Here is a 20,174-nt window from a genome sequence, read left to right on the forward strand (position 1 = left end):
CGTTGAGGGTGTCTTTTTATTGCAATATTTTTTCTATCCCTTGGTGCAGCCTAGTCAAGATTTCGGACGGCTGGGTAATTTGCCACACATTAATGATTTTCTCTAGCAACGTACTGGCTATCAATATCATAAAAGCACCTTCTACCCCGTGTCCGGTACAGTCTGCCACAATCAGGATAACCCTCCCTTCTACTTCATCAATCCAATAAAAATCACCCGAAACCACATCTTTAGGTCGATATAAGACAAAGTAGTGTTGCAACAATTTATCCATTTTTTCTACCCTAGGCAATATGGCTGTTTGGATTTTTTTGGCAGAATGGATGCTGGATTTCAACATACTGGCAGTTTGATACAAGCGCTGATTGGTCAGCTCTAGGCTCTCATTGGCCGTCGTGATTTCATCTTGTTGTTGTACCAGTTCCTCATTGACTTGCTGTAGTTCTTTGGCTTGTTGTCGGATGCGGCGATGTTGTTGGGATATTTTTTGGCGCGAGCGGTAGATGAAATACACAAACACCATCATCACCAACAGGCTGCCCAAGCTCAGATAGAGCAAGGTCTGTTGCAGTTGTTGTTCTTTTTTTGTTTTGAGAATTTCGAGCTGTCGTGCCTTGCTTTCGGCTTTGAGTTGTTGTTCTTTGGCCTTTAGTCCATCCGCTTCGAGCTGTTTTTCTTGGGCCAATGTCCGGAGGCTATCCTGTTTGCGCTGGTCTTTTTCTTGTCTAGCCAAGGCGGCGAGCCTGTCGGCCTCGGCTTGTTTTTCGAGAGCAAGTTTGGCATTGCGTTGTCGTTCGTTTTCTATTTTTTGCAGCTCATTGTCTTTCTCCAGCAAGGCTTTATTCTTGTTGAGCAAGGCTATTTCTTGTTCTTTTCGGGCTATCTCGGTCTGTGTTTCGAGATTGGTAATGCTCTTGGCTTTGTCTATATTGAAAATAGCATCATCGGTTTGCTTATAGAGTTCGTGGTATTCGAGCGCCTTCACATAATTTTTCTGCTGCTTGGCATTCTGATAAAGTACCTTGCTGGCATTTTTGACTTCCAAAAGCGCCTTTATTCTTTGGGCCACAAGCATCCCCCGCTGCGCATAGTCTGCGCTTTGCTCATATTGTTGTTGTTTTGTATAAATTCCGGCGATATAGATAAGGCTATTGGCCATTCCCCTTTGGTCGCCAATCTCTTGTTGTATCTCTAGGCTTTGATGATGGTATTGGAGTGCTAAGTTCAAACTATCCAAGGCCTCATATACTTCTCCTAGACTACTCAGAGAGCTGGCTTCTCCTTTTTTATCACGCAGCTGTTGCCGTATTTGTAGTGCTTTTTGGTAATAGGCCAGCGCTTGAGGATACTCCTTGGTGTGTCGATAAATATGCGCGATATTGTGAAAGCCGTCAGGCTAAATACTTATTGTAATGGCAGATGAAATATTGAATAGTCCTGATATGATTTTCTAAAATCTGTAAAGCAAGTGGCATTGGTCTTGAAAACAGCGGGTATTTTGTCAAATAAAGCCAAGGCGTTGGGTATAAAGCAAAACCCCCGATTCTCCGGGGGTTCGTAAGGTACTCCATAAATATGTCATTGTAGGCTATTTTGCCGCAAAGCACCAAGCCTGAGCCTCGTCCAAGTCTGAAAAATACTTTATTTGAAACGGCACATTCCCACCCTCTTCCATAGTCTGCTCAATAGACAGCTGCGCGATAAATTCCTTGCTCATCATAAAAGCCAAACGACTAAGGCCAAGGTTTATCACCGCCGGAATAATTTCTTCTCCTACCCAAGTCTGTGCTTCTGGGGAGATGGGGAAATTAAATTCGCGGGAATCTATCAAAAAAGAGGTGATGGTATGATGCTGAAAGCAGGTTACATAAAAACTGTTGATTGCCCGAAAATCATCTTCGGGCATGTCAGCACTTTCCGGCTTCCAAGTAGCCCGGAGGTGTTTGTTGCTCGCGTCATAGCTAACGCTAATCCAATTGTTTTCTTTCAATACATTCATGGTGGTGTGAGTTTTAGGGGAAAAATACGTGTTTGTTCTCCCTGATATACGAATACGCAGCACTAAAGACGATTACATGTTTGTTTTCTTGATAAAAAGTATACTTCCAACCCTTCGCCAACAAGCTAGGCAGCCATTGCTACCCCAACAAATCTTCCAAGGCTGGCAATAATTGCTCGAATCGAAACCGGAATCCGGCCTCTACAATGCGTGTGGCGCTTACTTTGTTGCCTCCCAAGACCATCTGCGCCATTTCGCCCAAGACCAACCTCAGCGCAAAAGCCGGTACAGGAGGTAAGATAAGTGGGCGCTTGAGCACTTTGGCTGCTTCGCGGGTGAGCGCCACATTGGTTACGGGGTTGGGAGCCACTGCATTGTACACACCCTTTGTATGGCTGTTTTGTATACAATACAAAAACATCCGGACTAGGTCTTCGATATGAATCCAAGACATATATTGCTGGCCGCTGCCCAAGGCAGCCCCCACGCCTAGCTTGATGGGAGCTATGAGCTTGGGCAAGGCTCCGCCTTGGGTGCTGAGCACAATGCCGATGCGCAGCTTCACCGTGCGGATACCCATATTCGTGATAGGCACTAAAGCATCCTCCCAAGCGCCGGTTACGTCAGCCAGAAAGTCTTGCCCGGCGGGGCTATCTTCTGTTTGGAGTGCCGCGCCGGTATCTAGTCCATAGTAGCCTATGGCCGAAGCCGATACCAACACCTTGGGTGGCGCTGGCAAGCGGGCTAGGGCTGTCGCCAGCAAGCGGGTCGATTCGGTACGGCTCGTCAAAATCTCGGTCTTACGGGCTGCCGTCCAGCTCTTGTCGGCTACCCCCGCGCCGGCTAGGTGGACGACGGCCTCCACCCCGTCTAAGGCCGCCATATCGATGGTTTGTGCCTCAATATCCCAAGCATACACGCCCACCTGCGGGAAAGCCCCTACTGGTTTGGCGCTGCGACTGAGATACCGGACTTCGTAGCCCTCTGACAATAATAGTGTTGTAAGCACCTGCCCTACCAATCCGGTACCTCCAGTAATGAGTATGGTTGCCATATATGCGTTTGATAAAATTTATTATGTTTATAAAAACCAATCCCCCTCTTCCAACTCCTAAACTATAACCCCTCACAAGCACAAAAAGTTGATTGGCCCTAAGGCTTATGTCAACGTGAATATTTTCGATAAGCTTAGCAAAGCACCATTTTTGGGGTTCTTCCGTAAATTTGGCGAAAAGATAAGACCGGGTATGACTTCGATATTGAAAAATTACTTGGTTTACCAGAGATAGAGAGGTACCCAACCTTGAGGTTGAGCAGCGCGTTGTCGGCATTTACTGCCGTGCTAGATTGACGGAAAGCATTATGCTACTCGGATAGGCCATAGATGAGTTGGCCATTCGCAAAGGGCGTAAAGATTATGCTGTTGTGATAATTGTGCGTGCGCGTCGGCTGGTGAGACTTGGCAAATGCCAAGCATTCACGAACACCATTAAAAACTCGTTCGTAATGGCGTGGCCGTGAAGCGTTGGCATTTGTGTTGGTCTATGCTGTTTCAATAATTTTAATTTCTTCTTCCGTCAACTCATAAAGCTGATAAACCAATTGGTCTATTTGGTTTTCTAAATCGGTGGTGTCTTCGCCTTTTTCTTTTTGGGCTAAAATCTGCTCTACCAAATCTATAAAGGGCTGCTGCTCCATTGGAGAAAGTACGGGAATGGGAAAGTTTTGAACATACATAGCTAACATTCTAAATTGTCTTTCAGATAATCTGATAACATAATTTTTTACTAAAAATCTACCAAAAGAAGAATTTAAAACAGACAAAATATATTTTATACCTTTCCCTGTCATTATATAACCTGTATTCAATACCACTGTATTTTTCTTGTCATATTGAAAACAAGGAAAATCATAACCTTCCGCTTTATTGTCAGTTTGAATTTCAATATAAACAATCTTCTCCTTTTCAAATTCTTCGATGTAAGCACAGTTACGTAGGTTTGTCCAATGGTCGCCTTTGTCTTGTCTTTTTTGTAGTTGTGTTTCATACTGCAATAAGTGTTTGTAAATTGCAGGATAATCTTTCACTACGTCAATTCTTGGAATATTTTTATCCTTAACGCCATTGTGTGTATTTATCAACCACAAATCCGCAAATTCGGCTTTGTATCTTTTTATATCTCTGCCTCGGAGAATGGGTTTGATGATTTCGGCACTTTTGGGGTCTTGGGCAATGAGCTCGTCTTTTTTCTTGCCGTCAATGATAAAGGCTTCGTTGTAGCCCGTTTTTATACCATAATTAATTTGTATATCCCATTCTTTTAGTGGTTTGCCTATTCTTTCAATTTTGGCTTTGATGCTTTGCTCTATTTCGGAGGCAATTGTCCAACTTTCGTCTTTTTGAGGATTTATCAACAAAAAATTATTATGGTAAGCCTCAATGTGTTGTACTTGTTTTTCTTTGCTGATGTCCAAGGCTTTGAAGGCTTTTGTATTGGCTTTTTTAGAGAAAATCAAGATATTAGAATCAACCGTTGCTTCTTCAAAAATGCCGCTGCCCAAATCAATCAGGAGTTCGGGCTGGGTATGTTCTAAAAAATAATTTCGGGTAGTTTTTCCGTAGCCTGCCCGCATCCATTTGTTGGAAGTGATATAAGCCAAGAAACCGTTTTGTTTTAAAATTTGATTTCCTTTTTCATAAAAAAGCGAATAAATATCGCCTGTTTTCTCGTAGGTTTGGTACTCAAATCTTTTCAATTGCTCCGATGCCTCTTTCATTGCTTGCAGTTGTATATAAGGTGGATTTCCAATCACCACATCAAAGCCCACAAAATCGCCATCATCATTCAGCACTTCGGGAAATTCAAAACGCCATTCAAAAGCATTTTCAAAAATCTTGTTGGCTTTTATTGCTTCAATTTCGGTTTCAAGCTTCTTGGTTTCTTCGGTTAGTTGCGTTACTTTCTTGTTCCAATCAGCTTGTTCCTTTTTGCTCATTTCAAACAATTGCTCTTGATTGGTGAGTTGAAACAAGTCGCCTTGTAGTTTGTGTAGCTTCTTTAGTTTGGGGTCGTTCAAGGATATTTCGGTTCTGAAATCTGCTTTAATGTCGGCAATCAGTCGTTCCATTGCTCGTTTCTGTTCCTTGCTTTCAGCGTTTCGGTACGTGGCAACGGCTGTACGGTAGCTGTCAATGGTCCACTTACTTTTTTTGAGTGCTTGCTTCAGGTCGGCATCAATGGCAAAACGGCTTACTAAGGAGTTTCCGCATTTGATGTTGATGTCAATGTTGGGGAGGGTTTCTAACACACCCCCGACCCCTCTCGAGAGGGGAGACACACCCCCAGCCCCTTTGGAGAGGGGAGACACACCCCCAGCCCCTCTCGAGAGGGGAGTATTCCCTCCTTGAGGAGGGTCAGGGAGGTGTTTGTAATAGGCGTTTTTCAACAATTCAATCCACAAACGCAAACGGCAAATTTTTACCGAGTTGGGATTGATGTCCACCCCAAAAAGGCAGTTTTCAATAATGGTTTGCTTTTCGTGGAAAAGCGTTTCTTGTACTCGCTGACTTTCTGAAACCTTAAAGTCCCCTCTTGAGAGGGGGTTTGGGGGTGTGTATTCAAAAAGTTCGCCGTCTTCGTCTGTTACAATCAATTCATCATTGACCACTTCCACCTGATATTCTTTCAAGCGTTTTCCGTCACGGTCTTGCAGAATTTTCAAGTCGTTTTTTACGGCAATCATTTCATTGAGAGCCGAAACCAAAAAGTGTCCTGAGCCAACGGCAGGGTCACAAATTTTGATACTGTTTACAATGTCATTTGCTTGTTGGCGGGTAAAAAGTCGTCCTTCACCTATTTGCTCATACACGTCATCCAAGCTCTTAAACTCCCCAATAGAAGAAGATGTTTTTAAGTCCCCTCTGGAGAGGGATTCGGGAAGCGAAAAGTCCCCTCTTGAGAGGGGATTTAGGGGTGTGTCCTCATACAAGAACGATGACAAATCACCTTTCTCAAAACCTTCAATATACTGTCTAATAGTTTCTAAAGTTGCCTCTAAGTGTTTAAAAATATCTGAATCGGGAAACCGCAGAACATTTAATCCCAACTCGTTTAATCTGGTTTCCTTTTGAAAATCTTTTTTTTGAACTTCTTCCCAATTATGCGTTTCGCCATCTATTTCAATTACGAGTTTTAATTCATAACAGAAAAAGTCAGCTATGTAATTATCCAAAGGTTTTTGTCTATGAAAATCATATTTCCCTTCAAATTTTCCTTTCAACTCCTTCCAGAGTATAATTTCAGATTTGGTGCTATTGTTTCTTAATTCTCGTGCAAGTTCTTTGAGCTTAGGATTGTAAGGAATAATTTCTCTTCTTGAAGGACTTTTAATTTCGGATGACACACCCCCAGCCCCTCTCAAGAGGGGAGACACACCCCCAGCCCCTTTGGAGAGGGGAGACACACCCCCAGCCCCTCTCAAGAGGGGAGCGGCAGCTTCGTTGAATTTCTGAACTACCGCTTTGCGAATGGTTTCACGGCACATATACATCGTGATGAAACCCGGAGTGAAAAACGAGCCGTCTTTGTAGCCGTTTATCTTCTCGAAAATCAATCCGAGCACCGAAGCGTTAATCAGTGTTTTGTTGTCTTCTTGGATTTCTTCTCCGCCTTCTGCTCCAAAGTCGTAAGCATCTAAAAACTCAAACAGGTATTGAAGCGTAGAAATGTTGCCTGACCTTTTTTTGCCTTGCTGGTCTTTCAGCACGGTTTGCGAAAAAATCGGAATGGTTTTGTCGTCTTTCAGGTTGCTGATAAACAAAGTAACCTGCTCCAATTCCGTCGGCTCAAAGAGTGATGAGTTGAGATAAGGAACTTTCTCAAAAATCTTTATTACATCTTCGTTTCGGTCGTCATATTTGCGAGCCAAGACCTGAAAAAACAAGCTGTTCAGGTCGTCATAGTTCTTGATTTTGTCAAGATTGAGAAATTTGTATTCTGACACACCCCCAGCCCCTCTCGAGAGGGGAGACACACCCCCAGCCCCTCTCGAAAGGGGAGTTTTGTGATAGGTGATGAGTTGGGCTTCCAACAACTTCAAAAACAAAATTCTATTTATCCAAGTGATGGAAAGTTCAAGAGCAACATTAAAAAGTCGTTCCTGTTGTGTGTTGCCGAATTGGTTTGGTTTTTCAAGTCGGCTAAGTTTATCTAAGCTGTCAAGCTGAATGATGGCATCTTCAAGAATAGTTCCCGTGTGGCGTTCACCTGCTTTGTTTCTTTCAATCAGTTTTTTGCTTCCTTCTTTGGTTTCAGTCAAACCGATAATGTGCAATAACTCGCTGTAAAAGCGTTTGTCGAGGCTGTTGCTGTCGTTGGTAAATGGCAGTTTTAGAAGATGTTCGGGGGAAAGGAGTTTGAATAAAGCAATCAACGCATTATCATTCCCTTCTTGAGGAGGGTTAGACACACCCCCAAGCCCATCATTCCCTCCTTGAGGAGGGTTAGGGAGGTGTTTTGACACACCCCCAAGCCCATCATTCCCTCCTTGAGGAGGGTTAGGGAGGTGTTTTGACACACCCCCAAGCCCATCATTCCCTCCTTGAGGAGGGTTAGGGAGGTGTTTTGACACACCCCCAGCCCCTCTCAAGAGGGGAGCATAGTCCTGAATGTTGAAATAAGTAAATTCAATTTCAGTAGTGATGCTGTCAATAAAAGGCTCGGCAATCTCTTTGTAAAATACGTCGGTTGATTTCTTGCTTGCCTCGAAATTTTCGAATTGTTTTACAAATGATTTGTTTTGAGCAAAAAGTCTTTCAAATAAATGTTCGTCAAAAATGAACCATTCCTTGATGTTGGTCGCCACCAAGTGTTTTATTTCGAGGTTTTTATGGGTAATTCTCTCTCGTAAGTAATACAACACTAATTCCTGAAATGCTTTTTTGTTGATGTTTTCCCTTGTAATCATTTCTGATTTGTTGGTCGGCTTTTTAGCTTCGAGAATTACACCAACTGTCGAGTTTGCATTTTGTCCGTTGTGAATCACAAGGTCATTTCGACCTTTGGTATTGATAAAATGATTTTGTTTGTAATAGGTATCTTTTAGAAAGTCAGAAACCAAGTTTTTGTGAAACTCTTCGCTTTCGGTGTCATTTGTCCTGTCGAGTAAAGTAATAAGATTGGTCTTGAAAGCTTCAATTTCAGTCCTGTTCGGTTTTACTTTTAAAAAGGCTTTGTTCAGCGCCTTTCTTGGTTTCAGTTCTTTTAAAATCATTTTACAATCAATCTTTTCTTTCAGTCGGTTAAGATAAGTTTTTCGGTCGAAATGGTGTCAGCACGTTAGCCAAAAAATGGCTCTTTTGGTTTTTTGAGCGTTGGCTCGTGTGTGGGGCAAAACCAAATGTGCTGTTTGTGTGGTTGGCTTTCCTACAATGAACTTAAAGGAAAAGGCTTGGCGAAGGCAGGGGTTTAACAACACCACACTTCGACTAAGCACAAATGTAAATAAAAATTTCGAAAGTTAAATTAGCAAATCAGCCCCATTTTTCGCCAAATCAATGTGAGTGGCAATCATTTTTTTAGTTTTGCGTGCCACTTTGTCGAGCCTGAATTTCGTTTTAAATTCGAATATTTATTTGTCAAATTGACACTTTATTTTGTTGGCTCTTCTGTGATTTTGGCGCTAGAGGCAACTGACTAAAATCCGCTTTCTAAATAAGCTGCAGAAGAAGTCTTTTAACGTCCTAGTATCCCGTCTCTCAAGCACCTCCCACACGCAAGCACAATTATCAAAAAGCATAATCTTTATGCCCTTTGCGAATGGCCAACTCATCAATGGCTATCCGAATAGCATATGCTTTCAGTTGGCCAATACAAATGATTGTCAAAAAATTGCACTTTGCTAAGCTTGTCGAAAATACTCAGGTTATTTTAGGGGGCTTCATCAATCGAAATCAGACCTTGGTAAAAATTTCAGAAAAAGATGGTAAGCCTGTAGTATATTTGGCTTGATGTTCCACCCAATATTGTCAAATATATGAAACACACAGACCTTATATTCCCTGCTGTTGTGGGCTTGTTCTGCTTGCATCTTTCCTGCCAAAGCCCCTCCCCTAACGATACCTCTACAGCCCAACTAGCCCAGCTCAATACTTCGCCCGAACTGCTTGTGAACAACAATATCTTGGGGCGCTTTAGCTTTAGCGAAAGCGTGGGCGAGAGCGCAGGTGGCATCCCCATCAACTTCTTCCATACACTTCAAATCACAGAATCAGCAGGGGTCTTAGTGGGCTCCTACCACATAGACGGCTACCAGACAATGACCCGACTCCGAGGCCAGCTCCGCCCTGTAGATGGGAAACAATGGCAGTTGATTTTTGAAGATTTTGAAGAAGATGATCTCTTCCGCTCAGATAGATTCAAGCCCAAGGCTTTGCTCTGCACGCTCCGGTTGGATGGCAATCAGCTTTCTGTAAGCTACCCCAAAAACACCCCTGTCTCAAGGATGGAGGGGCGCACTGTGGTCTTTGAGCGCGAATAAGCAGCTTTCTAATAAAAAAGACGTAAAATACACCCAAATCAATCCTTCAACCACTTTGAGCCTCCTTTTTACGTATAGGGAATAGTTTTACCCCTAACATTTGTACTACCTTTATGAGTACTTTTGCGTTTCCACTAGAACTACGCTTCAAAATTGCAACCATTGCCAACGACTTTGTGGCCAAAGATGCTTCTGGCAAAACATTGGCTTACATCCGTCAGAAAATCTTCAAACTAAAAAGCGAGGTAGAGGTTTTTAGCGACGAAAGCAAGCGCCAAAAAATGTATACCATCAAGGCCAACCAATGGATTGATTTTTCGGCCTCTTACAATTTTTTAGACTACGAGGGCAAAAGCATCGGGCGTATTGGCCGCAAAGGCTGGCGCTCTCTCTGGAAAGCCCATTATGACCTCTACGATAGTCAAGACCAGCACGAGTTTGTGGTCAATGAAGAAAACGCTTGGATCAAAGTCATTGATAGTGCTGTGGGAGAGCTGCCGCTCATCGGCGCTTTTACAGGCTATGTGTTCAACCCCGCCTACCTCGTGAAGCGGGTCGATAATGGGCAAATAGTCGCCAAACTACGCAAAGAGCCTTCTTTCTGGGGGCGTAAATTCACTATCCACAAGCTCGAAGAAATGCCTCCACACGATGAAGAACGCATTCTCTTGGGGCTGATGATGATGATTTTGTTGGAGCGTAGAAGAGGATAATCAATACCCACACACTACTGGATATTTTTGGAGAAGCTGTGCTGAAGGCGGTTAATTTAGGCGATGATAGTGATACCACTGCCACAGTTACGGGGCGCTGGCCAGATTGTATTACGGTATGGCCACCATCCCCAAAGCTTGGATACAAACCCTAGCCCGTGCAGATGAGATTCGTGGGCTGGCACTGCGGATGAGTACTTATTGGGAGCAGAGATTTACTTAATCAGGTGTTTTTATGATGAAATCAACCTTTGTAGCGCTTATTTTTGTCTTTTATCATAGCACAGTAATCTTGGCACAAGTAACCAATGTACGCACCTGGGAGTCGGTATTGATACTGCCACATACGCCCATCAAAAATCAGGCGATGTCAGGTACTTGTTGGAGCTTTGCCACACTCTCGTGGCTGGAGAGCGAACACCTACGCCAACATCCCAACGACCGGCTTGACTTGTCCGAAATGTATGTGGCGCGATACGCTTACTTGCTCAAGGTTCAGCGCTATCTCGAAAAACAAGGGCAGGGCTTTTTTACTGCTGGCGGCCAAGCCCACGATGTCCTTAGGGTGATTGAGCGCTATGGCCTTGTGCCCGAGGCCAGTTATACCGGCCTAGTGCGCGACCAGCGCCACCATAACCACCGCGAGCTTGATACCCTTATGTGGGAGCGCACCTGTACACTGCTCAACGCCAAAAGTGCAAGCCTTGCGCCCACCGACCGACACATATACGAAGCCATCCTAGACCAAGAACTGGGGCAGCCCCCCAGCTATTTTGAGTATGCTGGGCAGCAATATACTCCCAAAAGCTTTGCCCAAAACTACCTTGGCTTTGAGCCCTCGCGCTACCTTAGCCTATGCTCTCAGGCTGATTTCCCTTATTATCAGGAAGTTGTATTGACAGACAAGTTTAACTGGATGGACGCAAGCTATTACAACCTCCCCCTAGAAGCTTGGCACGCAGCCATAGACAGCGCTCTTGCCCGGGGGTATACGCTGGTCTGGAATGGCGATGTAAGTGCCTCAAGTTTTGATTACCCACGTGGGGTTGCTTACCTCAGCGAAGACTTGCTGCCTGTCAGTGCTCAAAGCCGCCAACAAGCCCTGCTCAGCGGTAGCACAAAGATAGACCACCTGATGCATATCGTGGGCAAAGCCTATGGCAATGATGGGCAGCCTTACTACCTCATCAAAAACTCTTGGGGGCGTAGTAATGCCAGGTTGGGTTATCTCTATATGTCTGTGCCGTATTTACTGCTCAAAACCGTATCCGTTACCCTAAACAAGGAAGCCATCCCTGAATACAACGTGAAATAGACTTTAGCTGATTTTACATCACTCTTGGAAAAGTAGCTCGGAGCTACAACTCCGAGACAAGTTGAGGCCTCATTTAGGGATAATTTGGAAAATATTCGGTGGTGTAAGCCTGTTGGGTATTACACACCAACCATCACAAGCCATTCAACCCTGCTACGGTAAAAGTACTACCGCCAACAAACACCAAATCTTCGGGGTGAGCCTGTAGTTGTGCGGCCTTGAGCGCTTCGTTGACACCGGCAAAGCAGTCGCCTTTGAGTTGGTAGTTTAAGGCTTGAGCCTGTAGCTGTTCGGCAGGCAGGGCACGCATCGTTTCGGCAGGCGCACAGAAATAGTAGCGAGCGCTCTTGGGGAACAAGGGCAATACTTGGCTGAGGTCCTTATCGGCCACCACACCCAGCACGATGTGTAGCTCTTGGCGTGGGATTTGGGCTAGGGCATTCAAAACCTCCTTTAGTCCGGCTTCGTTGTGTGCTGTATCACAGATAGTAAGCGGTTTTTGCGACAGTATCTGCCAGCGACCTTTCAGGCCTGTGAGGTTGATTACCTCTGCCAATCCTTGTTGTAGTGCCTCTTCGGACAATTGGTATCCTACGCTACGCAGGCAGTCTAGGGCTTGCAAGACTCCTGCGAGGTTGTATGTCTGATAGTTTCCCCCTAGCCCCAGCCATAGTTCGGAGTAGTATGGCAACTCGTTTTTCCAGACCCTAAAGCAACGCCTTCCTTGGGAGTCAAAAGCTGAGGTAGCCTCTACCCGATAAGCCGCATCGGCTCTCCACAAGGGAGCCTGCGCCTCTTGAGCCTTGGCTTCAAAAACAGGCAAGGTTTCGGCCTGTGTTTGGCTAAGTACTACCGGAATATTTTTTTTGATAATCCCCGCTTTTTCAGCGGCTATTTTGGGCAAGGTGTCCCCCAAAAACTGTTGGTGATCCAAGCTGATATTGGTAATCAGGGACAAGTCTGGCGTGATGACATTGGTAGCATCTAAGCGTCCGCCCATTCCTACCTCTATCACGGCGACATCGACAGCCTGTTGGGCAAAGTATTCAAATGCCATAGCTACCGTCAGTTCAAAGAATGAAGGTTTGAGCGTTTCGACCAAAGGTTGGGTTTTGGCCACAAAGTCCACTACGGCTGCCGCACCGATAACCTGACCGTTGAGGCGGATACGTTCTCTGAAATCTTTGAGGTGTGGCGAGGTATAGAGGCCTACCCTGTATCCAGCGGCTTGGAGTATGGCGGCCAGCATATGCGCCGTACTGCCTTTGCCGTTGGTTCCGCCTATATGTATGCTTCGGAAACCTTGTTGGGGATTGCCTAGAGCAGCGCAGAGCTGCTCGATGTTCAGCAAATCAGCCCTATAAGCTGCTGCGCCGACTCGCTGAAAAGCAGGGAGTTGTGCGTAGAGATAGTCGAGAGTCTCTTCGTAAGTCATAAGAGAAAACATCAAAAATTATCTGTTTCGGATAACAAAGGTAACGACCCCTTTAGAGACTGGGGCGGGGTTGGTATTGGCCTCAATAGGATAGAAGCGGGTTCGGTACAACTCTCGCTCATAGAGTTTTTCGACTGTAGCCGAGAGCGTACTTTCGAGGGTAGTAACGCCAATGACTTCCCCACGATCATCTACCAATATCTGAAATACGAGCCTTCCGGCCTCATTGGAGCGGTCCTGTACTTGAGGGGGCTTTTCCCAGTTCCAGCCCGTAAGGGTGAGTGTCGTGCCCGTTCCTCCATAGGCTTGATAAGAGGCGTTTTTGTCGGGAGAGCCTGTTTGTTTTCCCTTATCACCCTCTTTGTTTTGGTCATCTCCTTTTTGGTAGGTCGAGGGGTTGCGCCCGTCGGTTTGGGTGGAGGTAGTGGTTTGTTGTTGTTTTTGCTGGGTTTTGTCGGGAGTGGTTTTTTGTTGTTGCTGTTGCTTGACAGGCTCTTTGGGCTGTTTCTTCTCTGTACTGATATCTGTCGGTTGCTGGCTAAACACAGGTTCTTCTTCTACAGGCTCTTGAGGCGGGTCAAATGCTTCAGCAGCTACCGGGATAGCCTCTACAGGAATGGCCTGTATATCGGAACCTGTATTGTCAAGTCCATAGGCGACCTCCATACCAAGCTCGTTGTTACTTTGATTGACAGGGTATTGAATGCGCCACATCAGGAGCAACAAGAGCAGCCCCAGATGTATCACCAAGGCCATCACAAAGGCACTCATTTGTTTGGATAGCTTATTTTCTTCTTCCATAATTGTTGTTGAGGCAGAGAGACATAGGGTCAGGTTATTCTACCACCGAAATATCGGCTTTTCCGGCGGTGCTTCCTTCTAGTTTGGTCGCAATGGCCACCTTTGCGTTGAGCTGATTGGCTAGCGCGGCTACCTGCACCAGATACTCTACCGGCACAGTCTTGTCAATATTGAGGATAACCTTTTTGTCGGCCACTGTAGCCAAGGCCTCTTGGAGCTTGCTCTCTAGTTGTTCGGGTTTGATACGCTCTTGGTTGATATAATATTCCAGCTTGGCCGTAACCGTAACACTGACCTTGGGCACTACTGTAGTCGATTGGGCTGCCTTGGGCAGCTCTACCGGCAGGGCCGTAGGGTTGACAAAGTTGGAAGTCAACATAAAGAAAATGAGCAACAAGAAGATAATGTCGGTCATAGAAGCTAAGCCGAACGAGGTTTCGAGTTTTGATTTGGAACCTAAATCCATAGTCTTCAGATAAATTTGTGAGAAGTACAAAGGTAGTTGTTTCGCAGGTTTTTAGGATAAAAAACGCCCAATTCTTGTTAGTACAACGGCTAGCGTCATAATTTAGGTATGATTTTGGCGCAAAATCTACACATCAATCAATTTTAGACCAAAATTTACTGGATTTAAGGATTTACCGGATTTGACACTCTATCGAGCCATTTTGGAAACCCCATAGCGCTAGTTGTGGGCTGAATCTACAAAAGCTGGCATTTTATACCAAAACAAGGCTTCGTGTTGTTTCGGACTACTTTTCCAAAAAACCCAGTGGTTTGCGGATTTGATATTCTGGCTTATCAATGATTTTCGGACTATCAATTTTCCGAACTAATTTTCACGCTGTATATACTACAATGACACAATCTCCCTCCAATCGCCGCCATTACCCCTTCTTTATGAGCCTAGTAGGCTTGCTTATTGGTCTTCTGCTGTATTTGATTTGGGTAGAAGGGCGCAAGTATGTGGCGCAAAGTCATCAAAAAGAGCCCCTAACGACCGCCCAACACACCAATTCTTCAACACGTATTGCCCATATCCGTACGGTGGCGATAGGCGCGGAGGCGCAAGAGCAAAAAAACCAGATAGAGGCGCTTGCCCAAGCGTTTCCCGATCACTTGCTCTTAGAGGGGCTGCGTATCAGCGACAAACGCATTGCCTTGACCTTCGACGAAGCCCCTGATATGCGCTATATGCCCGAAATACTCACCATCTTGCGGCGATATGAGGTACGTGCTACTTTTTTTATGGTGGGATATAAGATGCTTCGAGACCCCGAGATGGTGAGGGAGGCTGTGATTGACGGCCATCAGTTGGGCAATCATACTTTCAACCATCCTGAACTCCTCCCTGAAGCCCTTGAAGAGTTATACCAAAATCAAGTTTTGCGCTCAGAACAAGTTTTCGAAGACCTTATCAGTATACAGCCCCGGTTGTTGCGTGTGCCCTATGGCAAGATTACAGCCGAGCAGCTGGCTTTTTTGAGCCAAAGAGGTTATTACCTTATCCATTGGTCGATAGATACCTACCCTTGGACTCACCCTTCGCAGCCTCAACTCAACCAACCGCTGGCTGCCCAATTGATGTCTTATGTCCATCCGGGAGCCATTATCCGGCTTTATACCGGCGGCGAAGAAGGTGAGAAAATTGTGCAAGCACTGCCCGCAATCCTTGAAGAACTGCAGCGAGAGGGCTACCAATTCGAGACTGTGGCCTCGTTGGTGGGCATACCCGCTAATTTTTAAAGCCTCATAGCCTTGCTTTTTGCAATGATGTTGTATATTTTTGATCTAATAATGTACGAATGATAATTTTTTTTATCTGACAAAAAATCCCGAAATTTGGAAACTGTCGAACTTAATTGCCTCTTGTGATGAATCATTGCCGCAGCTTTTTACGCATTCGCCTGCTATTTTTAGGGCTGATGATACATTGCGGCAATGTAATGTGGGCACAATCCAACCCCGGAGAAACCCGCGCAGAGATGGCTTATCGCATCAAAAGCAACAATTTTGCCGATGGTTCAGACATCAAGGTGCTACCCACCTACCATCTAAGTACTCCAGACAGCATACGGCCTACACTTGACCAAGCAGGCTGGCAAAAAATAGCCATAGGCCAAACACACTTCAAAGCCAAACCCGGCGAAGTTCACTGGGTGTATTTCCGCATTCGCAACGAGCTCAAAAACCAGCAACAGTTTGTGTTGCACAATCGCGCTCGCGCTAGTTTTTATGAGCTACAATACCGAGAGCTAGGCAGCCAACGCCCTTGGCAAAGTTGTTATTCGGGGGTGTTATTGCCCGTTTGGCAGCGGAGCATTGCCTTGGAGTTCAACGCCCTATCACTCTCCCTCAACGCAGGCAAAACCTATGAAGTATTGATTGGTATCAACAACAAAGACGAGCGCTATATCCACCTTGACTTCAGCCTAAGCCCAGAACCACAGTTTTTGTATTGGGCACACGCACGCCATCTTTATCAAGTGCTCTTGTTGGGCTTTTTTGTGGCTGCTGCCCTCTATCACCTGATGATGTTTTATAGCCTTCGCCCTTACCTCAATCTATTATTTGGGCTGTATCTACTCACTACAGCCCTATATTTTTTTGCGGTCAATGGCTATACCAAATACTTCTTTTTTCCTATCAACCCAGAACAAGACAACTTCTTTGTCAATTTTATTTCGGGCGAACTATCCAAAATCTTATACTTAGGGTTTATACACTATTTCGTCATCAACTCACAACTCAAACAAACTTGGCTTAAATATGTCAGTTTGTTTTTTCTGATTATCACCGGCCTGATGTCCTCTTGGGAAATTATCAAATTTAGCCTTTTAGGCCTGCGTACCACGGTTATTCCCTATATGTTGGCCACCGGCCTGGTCTTGTCTCTATACTTGTTGGTTTTGAGCTTATGGCTGCTTTTGTTCAAACCCTCACCCGTTACCCGGTTTTATGCGGTGGGAATTGGCTGTTTGCAGGTTATGGGGTTGGTGGGCATTGCTGTGTACCACTATGATGTCAACTGGTATCTGAATGCCCACGAGACAGGCTTGTTGTTACAGACTTTGTTTTTTAGCCTAGGCCTAAACAAGCAAATCCAGCAACAGGGCTATGACCGCGATGCCACCAAACAAGCACTCATCAACCAACTACAACACAACGACACCCTACAACGCCAACACGCCCGTGAGCTACAGAGCCGTGTAGAAGAACGGACACGCCAACTCTCAGAGGCTTACGAAGAAATCACCCTCAAAAACGAGGTGCTTCAAGAACAAAGTGAGCTATTGCAGGCGCAAAACCGAGAGATGAAATTCAAAAACGCTCAGTTGGCAGAGCTAAACGAGGAAAAAGATGGCATTATCGGTATTGTGGCGCACGATCTCCGCGCTCCGCTCAACCGAATTTTAGGCTTCAGTACCCTGCTTCGATACGAAGGAGAATTAAACAAAAGCCAACAACAATACCTCGATACCATTGAGTACCTTTGCCAATCTGGCCAAAGGCTTATCAATGACCTACTCGAAATCAGCTACTTAGAATCAGGGGCTTCGCTCAATAAAATAGACAAAGAGCTCTCACAATTTGACTTGGTGGAGGTCTTGCGTACCTTGGTAGAAGACTATGAACCTATGGCCACACAAAAGCAAATCAACCTCCGCCTCGAAGCCCCCACGCAACTGATGCTATATTCTTCGGAAGATTTTGTGCGCCGGATTGTCGAAAATCTCTTGTCGAATGCGCTCAAATTCTCAGACAGAGGTACTGTGCAGCTGAGTGTATCGCTCAATACCACAGACCAAGTAGGGATCACTGTCTGTGACCAAGGCCCGGGCATATCCCCTGAAGAAATTCCGCTGTTATTCAAGAAATTCTCTCGCTTGAGCGCCCGCCCCACTGGTGGCGAAAGCTCTACCGGTTTGGGCTTGTCGATAGTAAAAGCGCTGACTGAGCGCCTAGGGGGCAGTATCAAGGTAGAAAGCGCCCTCGAAGTAGGAGCTTGCTTTGAGGTTACTCTCCCCAGAAACTATAGCCCAACCCCTAAGGCTGAGCAGCATACCAATGGGCAGACCCAACAGAATTTGCTGCGCAATTCGCAGTGAGGTATGTTACCCCACACAGGCGGCACTAGGGCTTTTGCCCATTAGCTATCTGTAGTAGCTGCAACAAAGGGATATCCACAATCTCGAATACGGTTGCGCTTTTGTAGTTAAAGTACCACCATTCCATAGGGTCTACCAAAAAACCGTGTTTGGCCATCATCCCTTTGAGCAACGCTCTATTCTGAATACGCTCTTGGGGAAGGCCCTCAAACTCCGTATGGGAGGCATACACAAGCGCGTCAAAAGGCGTGGGCTACAGCCCCAAAAATAGCCTGCCCACGGTCTAAGTTGCCGCGCATATTGCTGAAAATAAATTCGACATTGAACGCCGTTTTGTCATTATGGTTTTGATAGATAAACTATAGTTTTGGGGCGATCGCACGGCTGTCGGATATAGCCGTGGTAGTGATTTGGCAATACCTTGGCTATCAAACCAATAGCCTGGTCATACCTTCTCCCTTAGTTGCTTATCAACCCCAGCTTGCGCAGCCTCGACTGAATAGCGCCGGCAGTGCGCCCCATTGATTGGGCCAGAGTTTTGATATCCAACCCTTGGTCATAAGCTTGGCGCAGCTCCTCGTCCAAGGTGTCTGTCCAAGGGCGGTAAGCGGCTTTGTGGGTTTGTCGCTTTTCGTCTAGGTTATAGGCCTTAGTGTCATTATTTTTACCCTTAGACGATGTGTTGGATGCGCTCTGTTTCTTCTTGACTACCAAGATAGTACTGCTTTTTTGCGCTGTATCATACGCTATGGGCAGTAACTCCTCAGGGATATGGAGCTGTTTTTTGGTGCGGGTGACAGCCACATACAGCAAGTTGACTTCTTCTTTGAGCTTATTGACTACCTGCATATCATCTTTGATAGCCGGGGCAGCCTTGGCCAACTGCTCTTCATCTAGAAAATCATCTACCAACTGTACTACATCATACTCCATTCCCTTACAACGGTGGACGGTCGAAAAAATAAAAGCAGCCTCATTTTTTTGTTCTTCGGGTAACTGTTTTTCCTTCAGATAATTCATTATCTTGGGTATTTCGCTTCCGTGTTCGCGCACAATCTCGACCATAATCCGCAGCTGTGCATCTTCGGTTTTGTCGATATATTCTTCCAAGTCTTCGAGGGAGTCCATTGCCCTGATAAGCTTATCCCGAATGAGGGCGTGTTGGCCTTGGCTTAGTCGCAAGACATCATACAGGGAAGCGCCTTCGTCGGCATAGACATAAGAACTAAAATTTCCTTCAAAATAAATACCCTGCTGGAGCTTCCGGTCATACACATAGCGGATGGACTTGAGGAGCAAGCCCAGATTGGTTCGCCCAATGATTGCCTTGGGGGTTTGAGATTTCCCCTGAGCAGGCGCAGCCCGCCCATATATAGGCGGCGGCAGAAAGGCAGGTTGGAGATAGCTTTTCCAGAGCAAGACCTGACGCGCCAAATCGGCGATGTCTGCATTGAAACGAAAGCTACTCGATAGCGGATATTGTGTGAAATTTGTTTTCTCTAATGAGTTTACCGCATATCTCCATCCATAAATCTGCTGATGTGTGTCTCCTACAATGACCTTGGTAGCTGGCTGATTGAGGAACACATCAAGCATAGCCGGGGAGGCATCTTGCCCTTCGTCAAAAAGGATGTAATCATATGGGAGGGTTGGCTTGGCGAGTTGGAATTTTTTGAGGTAGAAATCGTGTGTTACGGCTATTTCTCCTCTGTTCATTATCGCCAACAAGAGGCGGGTTTTGTGTTCTATGAAGTCATAAAATCGTTTGACAAACTCCAATGCTTTTTCGTCGGCAATGGTTTCGAGGTAATCCAGTGAGGCTACCGTTTGTCGATTGCTATTGCAGAAATAAGTAGCAAACCTACGGATATGATTGGCCAAGACATACTCAGCGTGTTTTTCGCCGCTGCGTTGTAGCCCCAGCAGCTCTACCAATTCATAGGTTTTGAAATCTTGTGGACGGACTTGATAGCCATTGGCTCTAACGACATACTGGTATGCTAGAGAATGAGCTGTTTTGACGGTTACATAAGACAGTCCTTGCTCGGCGAAGCGTTGTTCGGCTTCGCGCTGTACGGTTTTGTTGAATGCCAAATATAAAATTCGGCTTCCCGCCGGGCGTGTCCGCGCATAGGCAATCAAGGTTGTTGTTTTGCCCGAACCCGCTACTGCATTGATGGTAATATCGCCCTCACTGCCAATGATGGCCTCTTGTTCTGGGGTTAGTTTCATAGTGTGTTATTCCCAATCGAAGTTAGTTTGG

14 protein-coding genes and 1 pseudogene are annotated in these 20,174 nt (G+C 45.5%); 5 read left to right on the top strand and 10 right to left on the bottom strand.

What is annotated here, in order from left to right:
* Window positions 1-16: 16 nt before the first annotated feature.
* The 5 genes and pseudogenes from G499_RS0108250 to G499_RS22280 form a co-directional block, all read right to left on the bottom strand.
* Window positions 17-1,075, bottom strand: a complete 1,059-nt coding sequence (locus tag G499_RS0108250; RefSeq protein WP_342663928.1) for a SpoIIE family protein phosphatase — start codon at window positions 1,073-1,075, stop codon at window positions 17-19.
* Window positions 1,076-1,087: 12 nt separating this feature from the next.
* Window positions 1,088-1,381: pseudogene (locus G499_RS22470) on the bottom strand (tetratricopeptide repeat protein); the annotation flags it as partial.
* A 207-nt stretch (window positions 1,382-1,588) separates the two neighbouring features.
* On the bottom strand, window positions 1,589-1,999 hold the full coding sequence (locus G499_RS0108255; protein WP_026999557.1) for a hypothetical protein: 411 nt from the start codon (window positions 1,997-1,999) through the stop codon (window positions 1,589-1,591).
* Window positions 2,000-2,138: 139 nt separating this feature from the next.
* Window positions 2,139-3,053 carry a TIGR01777 family oxidoreductase gene (locus G499_RS0108260; protein ID WP_035726936.1) on the bottom strand — a complete coding sequence of 305 codons (915 nt, stop codon included), beginning with the start codon at window positions 3,051-3,053 and terminating at the stop codon, window positions 2,139-2,141.
* Between the two features lie 488 nt (window positions 3,054-3,541).
* Window positions 3,542-8,272 (bottom strand): DUF7149 domain-containing protein, encoded by a 4,731-nt coding sequence (locus tag G499_RS22280; RefSeq protein WP_051296089.1) that lies wholly within the window; start codon window positions 8,270-8,272, stop codon window positions 3,542-3,544.
* A 762-nt stretch (window positions 8,273-9,034) separates the two neighbouring features.
* Between G499_RS22280 and G499_RS0108275 the strand changes: the two genes are divergently transcribed.
* From G499_RS0108275 to G499_RS0108285, 3 genes are all read left to right on the top strand, one after another.
* The gene (locus G499_RS0108275; RefSeq protein WP_026999560.1) at window positions 9,035-9,538 is read left to right on the top strand and encodes a DUF5991 domain-containing protein; all 504 of its coding nucleotides are present in this window, start codon (window positions 9,035-9,037) and stop codon (window positions 9,536-9,538) included.
* 113 nt (window positions 9,539-9,651) lie between these two features.
* Window positions 9,652-10,251: an LURP-one-related family protein gene (locus G499_RS0108280; protein WP_026999561.1), complete on the top strand. Its 600-nt coding sequence runs from the start codon at window positions 9,652-9,654 to the stop codon at window positions 10,249-10,251.
* Between the two features lie 235 nt (window positions 10,252-10,486).
* Complete coding sequence (locus tag G499_RS0108285; RefSeq protein WP_035726938.1) at window positions 10,487-11,566, top strand: C1 family peptidase; 1,080 nt, start codon at window positions 10,487-10,489, stop codon at window positions 11,564-11,566.
* 133 nt (window positions 11,567-11,699) lie between these two features.
* Here the strand turns inward: G499_RS0108285 and G499_RS0108290 are convergent, their stop codons facing one another.
* The 3 genes from G499_RS0108290 to G499_RS19230 are packed head-to-tail and all read right to left on the bottom strand — an operon-like array spanning window position 11,700 to window position 14,268.
* Complete coding sequence (locus G499_RS0108290; protein ID WP_026999563.1) at window positions 11,700-13,001, bottom strand: bifunctional folylpolyglutamate synthase/dihydrofolate synthase; 1,302 nt, start codon at window positions 12,999-13,001, stop codon at window positions 11,700-11,702.
* Window positions 13,002-13,019: 18 nt separating this feature from the next.
* Window positions 13,020-13,802, bottom strand: a complete 783-nt coding sequence (locus tag G499_RS21060; RefSeq protein WP_026999564.1) for a hypothetical protein — start codon at window positions 13,800-13,802, stop codon at window positions 13,020-13,022.
* A 34-nt stretch (window positions 13,803-13,836) separates the two neighbouring features.
* Window positions 13,837-14,268 (bottom strand): ExbD/TolR family protein, encoded by a 432-nt coding sequence (locus G499_RS19230; RefSeq protein WP_051296091.1) that lies wholly within the window; start codon window positions 14,266-14,268, stop codon window positions 13,837-13,839.
* A 392-nt stretch (window positions 14,269-14,660) separates the two neighbouring features.
* On the opposite strand from G499_RS19230, the gene G499_RS0108305 reads away from it, so the two are divergent.
* A complete protein-coding gene (locus G499_RS0108305; protein ID WP_161627719.1) occupies window positions 14,661-15,548 on the top strand; it encodes a polysaccharide deacetylase family protein in 888 nt (295 codons plus the stop codon).
* 128 nt (window positions 15,549-15,676) lie between these two features.
* A complete protein-coding gene (locus tag G499_RS0108310; protein ID WP_245576706.1) occupies window positions 15,677-17,911 on the top strand; it encodes an ATP-binding protein in 2,235 nt (744 codons plus the stop codon).
* Between the two features lie 25 nt (window positions 17,912-17,936).
* Here G499_RS0108310 and G499_RS21480 read toward each other — a convergent pair whose 3' ends face one another.
* Both G499_RS21480 and G499_RS0108325 read right to left on the bottom strand, forming a co-directional pair.
* Window positions 17,937-18,143, bottom strand: coding sequence for a M15 family metallopeptidase (locus G499_RS21480; RefSeq protein WP_081413712.1), 207 nt, complete (start codon window positions 18,141-18,143; stop codon window positions 17,937-17,939).
* A gap of 227 nt (window positions 18,144-18,370) precedes the next feature.
* The gene (locus G499_RS0108325) at window positions 18,371-20,143 is read right to left on the bottom strand and encodes a UvrD-helicase domain-containing protein (protein ID WP_026999567.1); all 1,773 of its coding nucleotides are present in this window, start codon (window positions 20,141-20,143) and stop codon (window positions 18,371-18,373) included.
* Window positions 20,144-20,174: the final 31 nt, after the last annotated feature.

Source organism: Eisenibacter elegans DSM 3317, assembly GCF_000430505.1.
Classification (GTDB): Bacteria; Bacteroidota; Bacteroidia; order Cytophagales; family Microscillaceae; genus Eisenibacter; species Eisenibacter elegans.

Coding starts and splice junctions, on each gene's coding strand:
- G499_RS0108310 (WP_245576706.1), top strand. CDS start 15,677: ATGAATCATTGCCGCAGCTTTTTACGCATTCGCCTGCTATTTTTAGGG.
- G499_RS22280 (WP_051296089.1), bottom strand. CDS start 8,272: ATGATTTTAAAAGAACTGAAACCAAGAAAGGCGCTGAACAAAGCCTTT.
- G499_RS0108260 (WP_035726936.1), bottom strand. CDS start 3,053: ATGGCAACCATACTCATTACTGGAGGTACCGGATTGGTAGGGCAGGTG.
- G499_RS0108285 (WP_035726938.1), top strand. CDS start 10,487: ATGATGAAATCAACCTTTGTAGCGCTTATTTTTGTCTTTTATCATAGC.
- G499_RS0108290 (WP_026999563.1), bottom strand. CDS start 13,001: ATGACTTACGAAGAGACTCTCGACTATCTCTACGCACAACTCCCTGCT.
- G499_RS19230 (WP_051296091.1), bottom strand. CDS start 14,268: ATGGATTTAGGTTCCAAATCAAAACTCGAAACCTCGTTCGGCTTAGCT.
- G499_RS0108325 (WP_026999567.1), bottom strand. CDS start 20,143: ATGAAACTAACCCCAGAACAAGAGGCCATCATTGGCAGTGAGGGCGAT.
- G499_RS21060 (WP_026999564.1), bottom strand. CDS start 13,802: ATGGAAGAAGAAAATAAGCTATCCAAACAAATGAGTGCCTTTGTGATG.
- G499_RS0108255 (WP_026999557.1), bottom strand. CDS start 1,999: ATGAATGTATTGAAAGAAAACAATTGGATTAGCGTTAGCTATGACGCG.
- G499_RS0108275 (WP_026999560.1), top strand. CDS start 9,035: ATGAAACACACAGACCTTATATTCCCTGCTGTTGTGGGCTTGTTCTGC.
- G499_RS0108250 (WP_342663928.1), bottom strand. CDS start 1,075: ATGCTTGTGGCCCAAAGAATAAAGGCGCTTTTGGAAGTCAAAAATGCC.
- G499_RS0108280 (WP_026999561.1), top strand. CDS start 9,652: ATGAGTACTTTTGCGTTTCCACTAGAACTACGCTTCAAAATTGCAACC.
- G499_RS0108305 (WP_161627719.1), top strand. CDS start 14,661: ATGACACAATCTCCCTCCAATCGCCGCCATTACCCCTTCTTTATGAGC.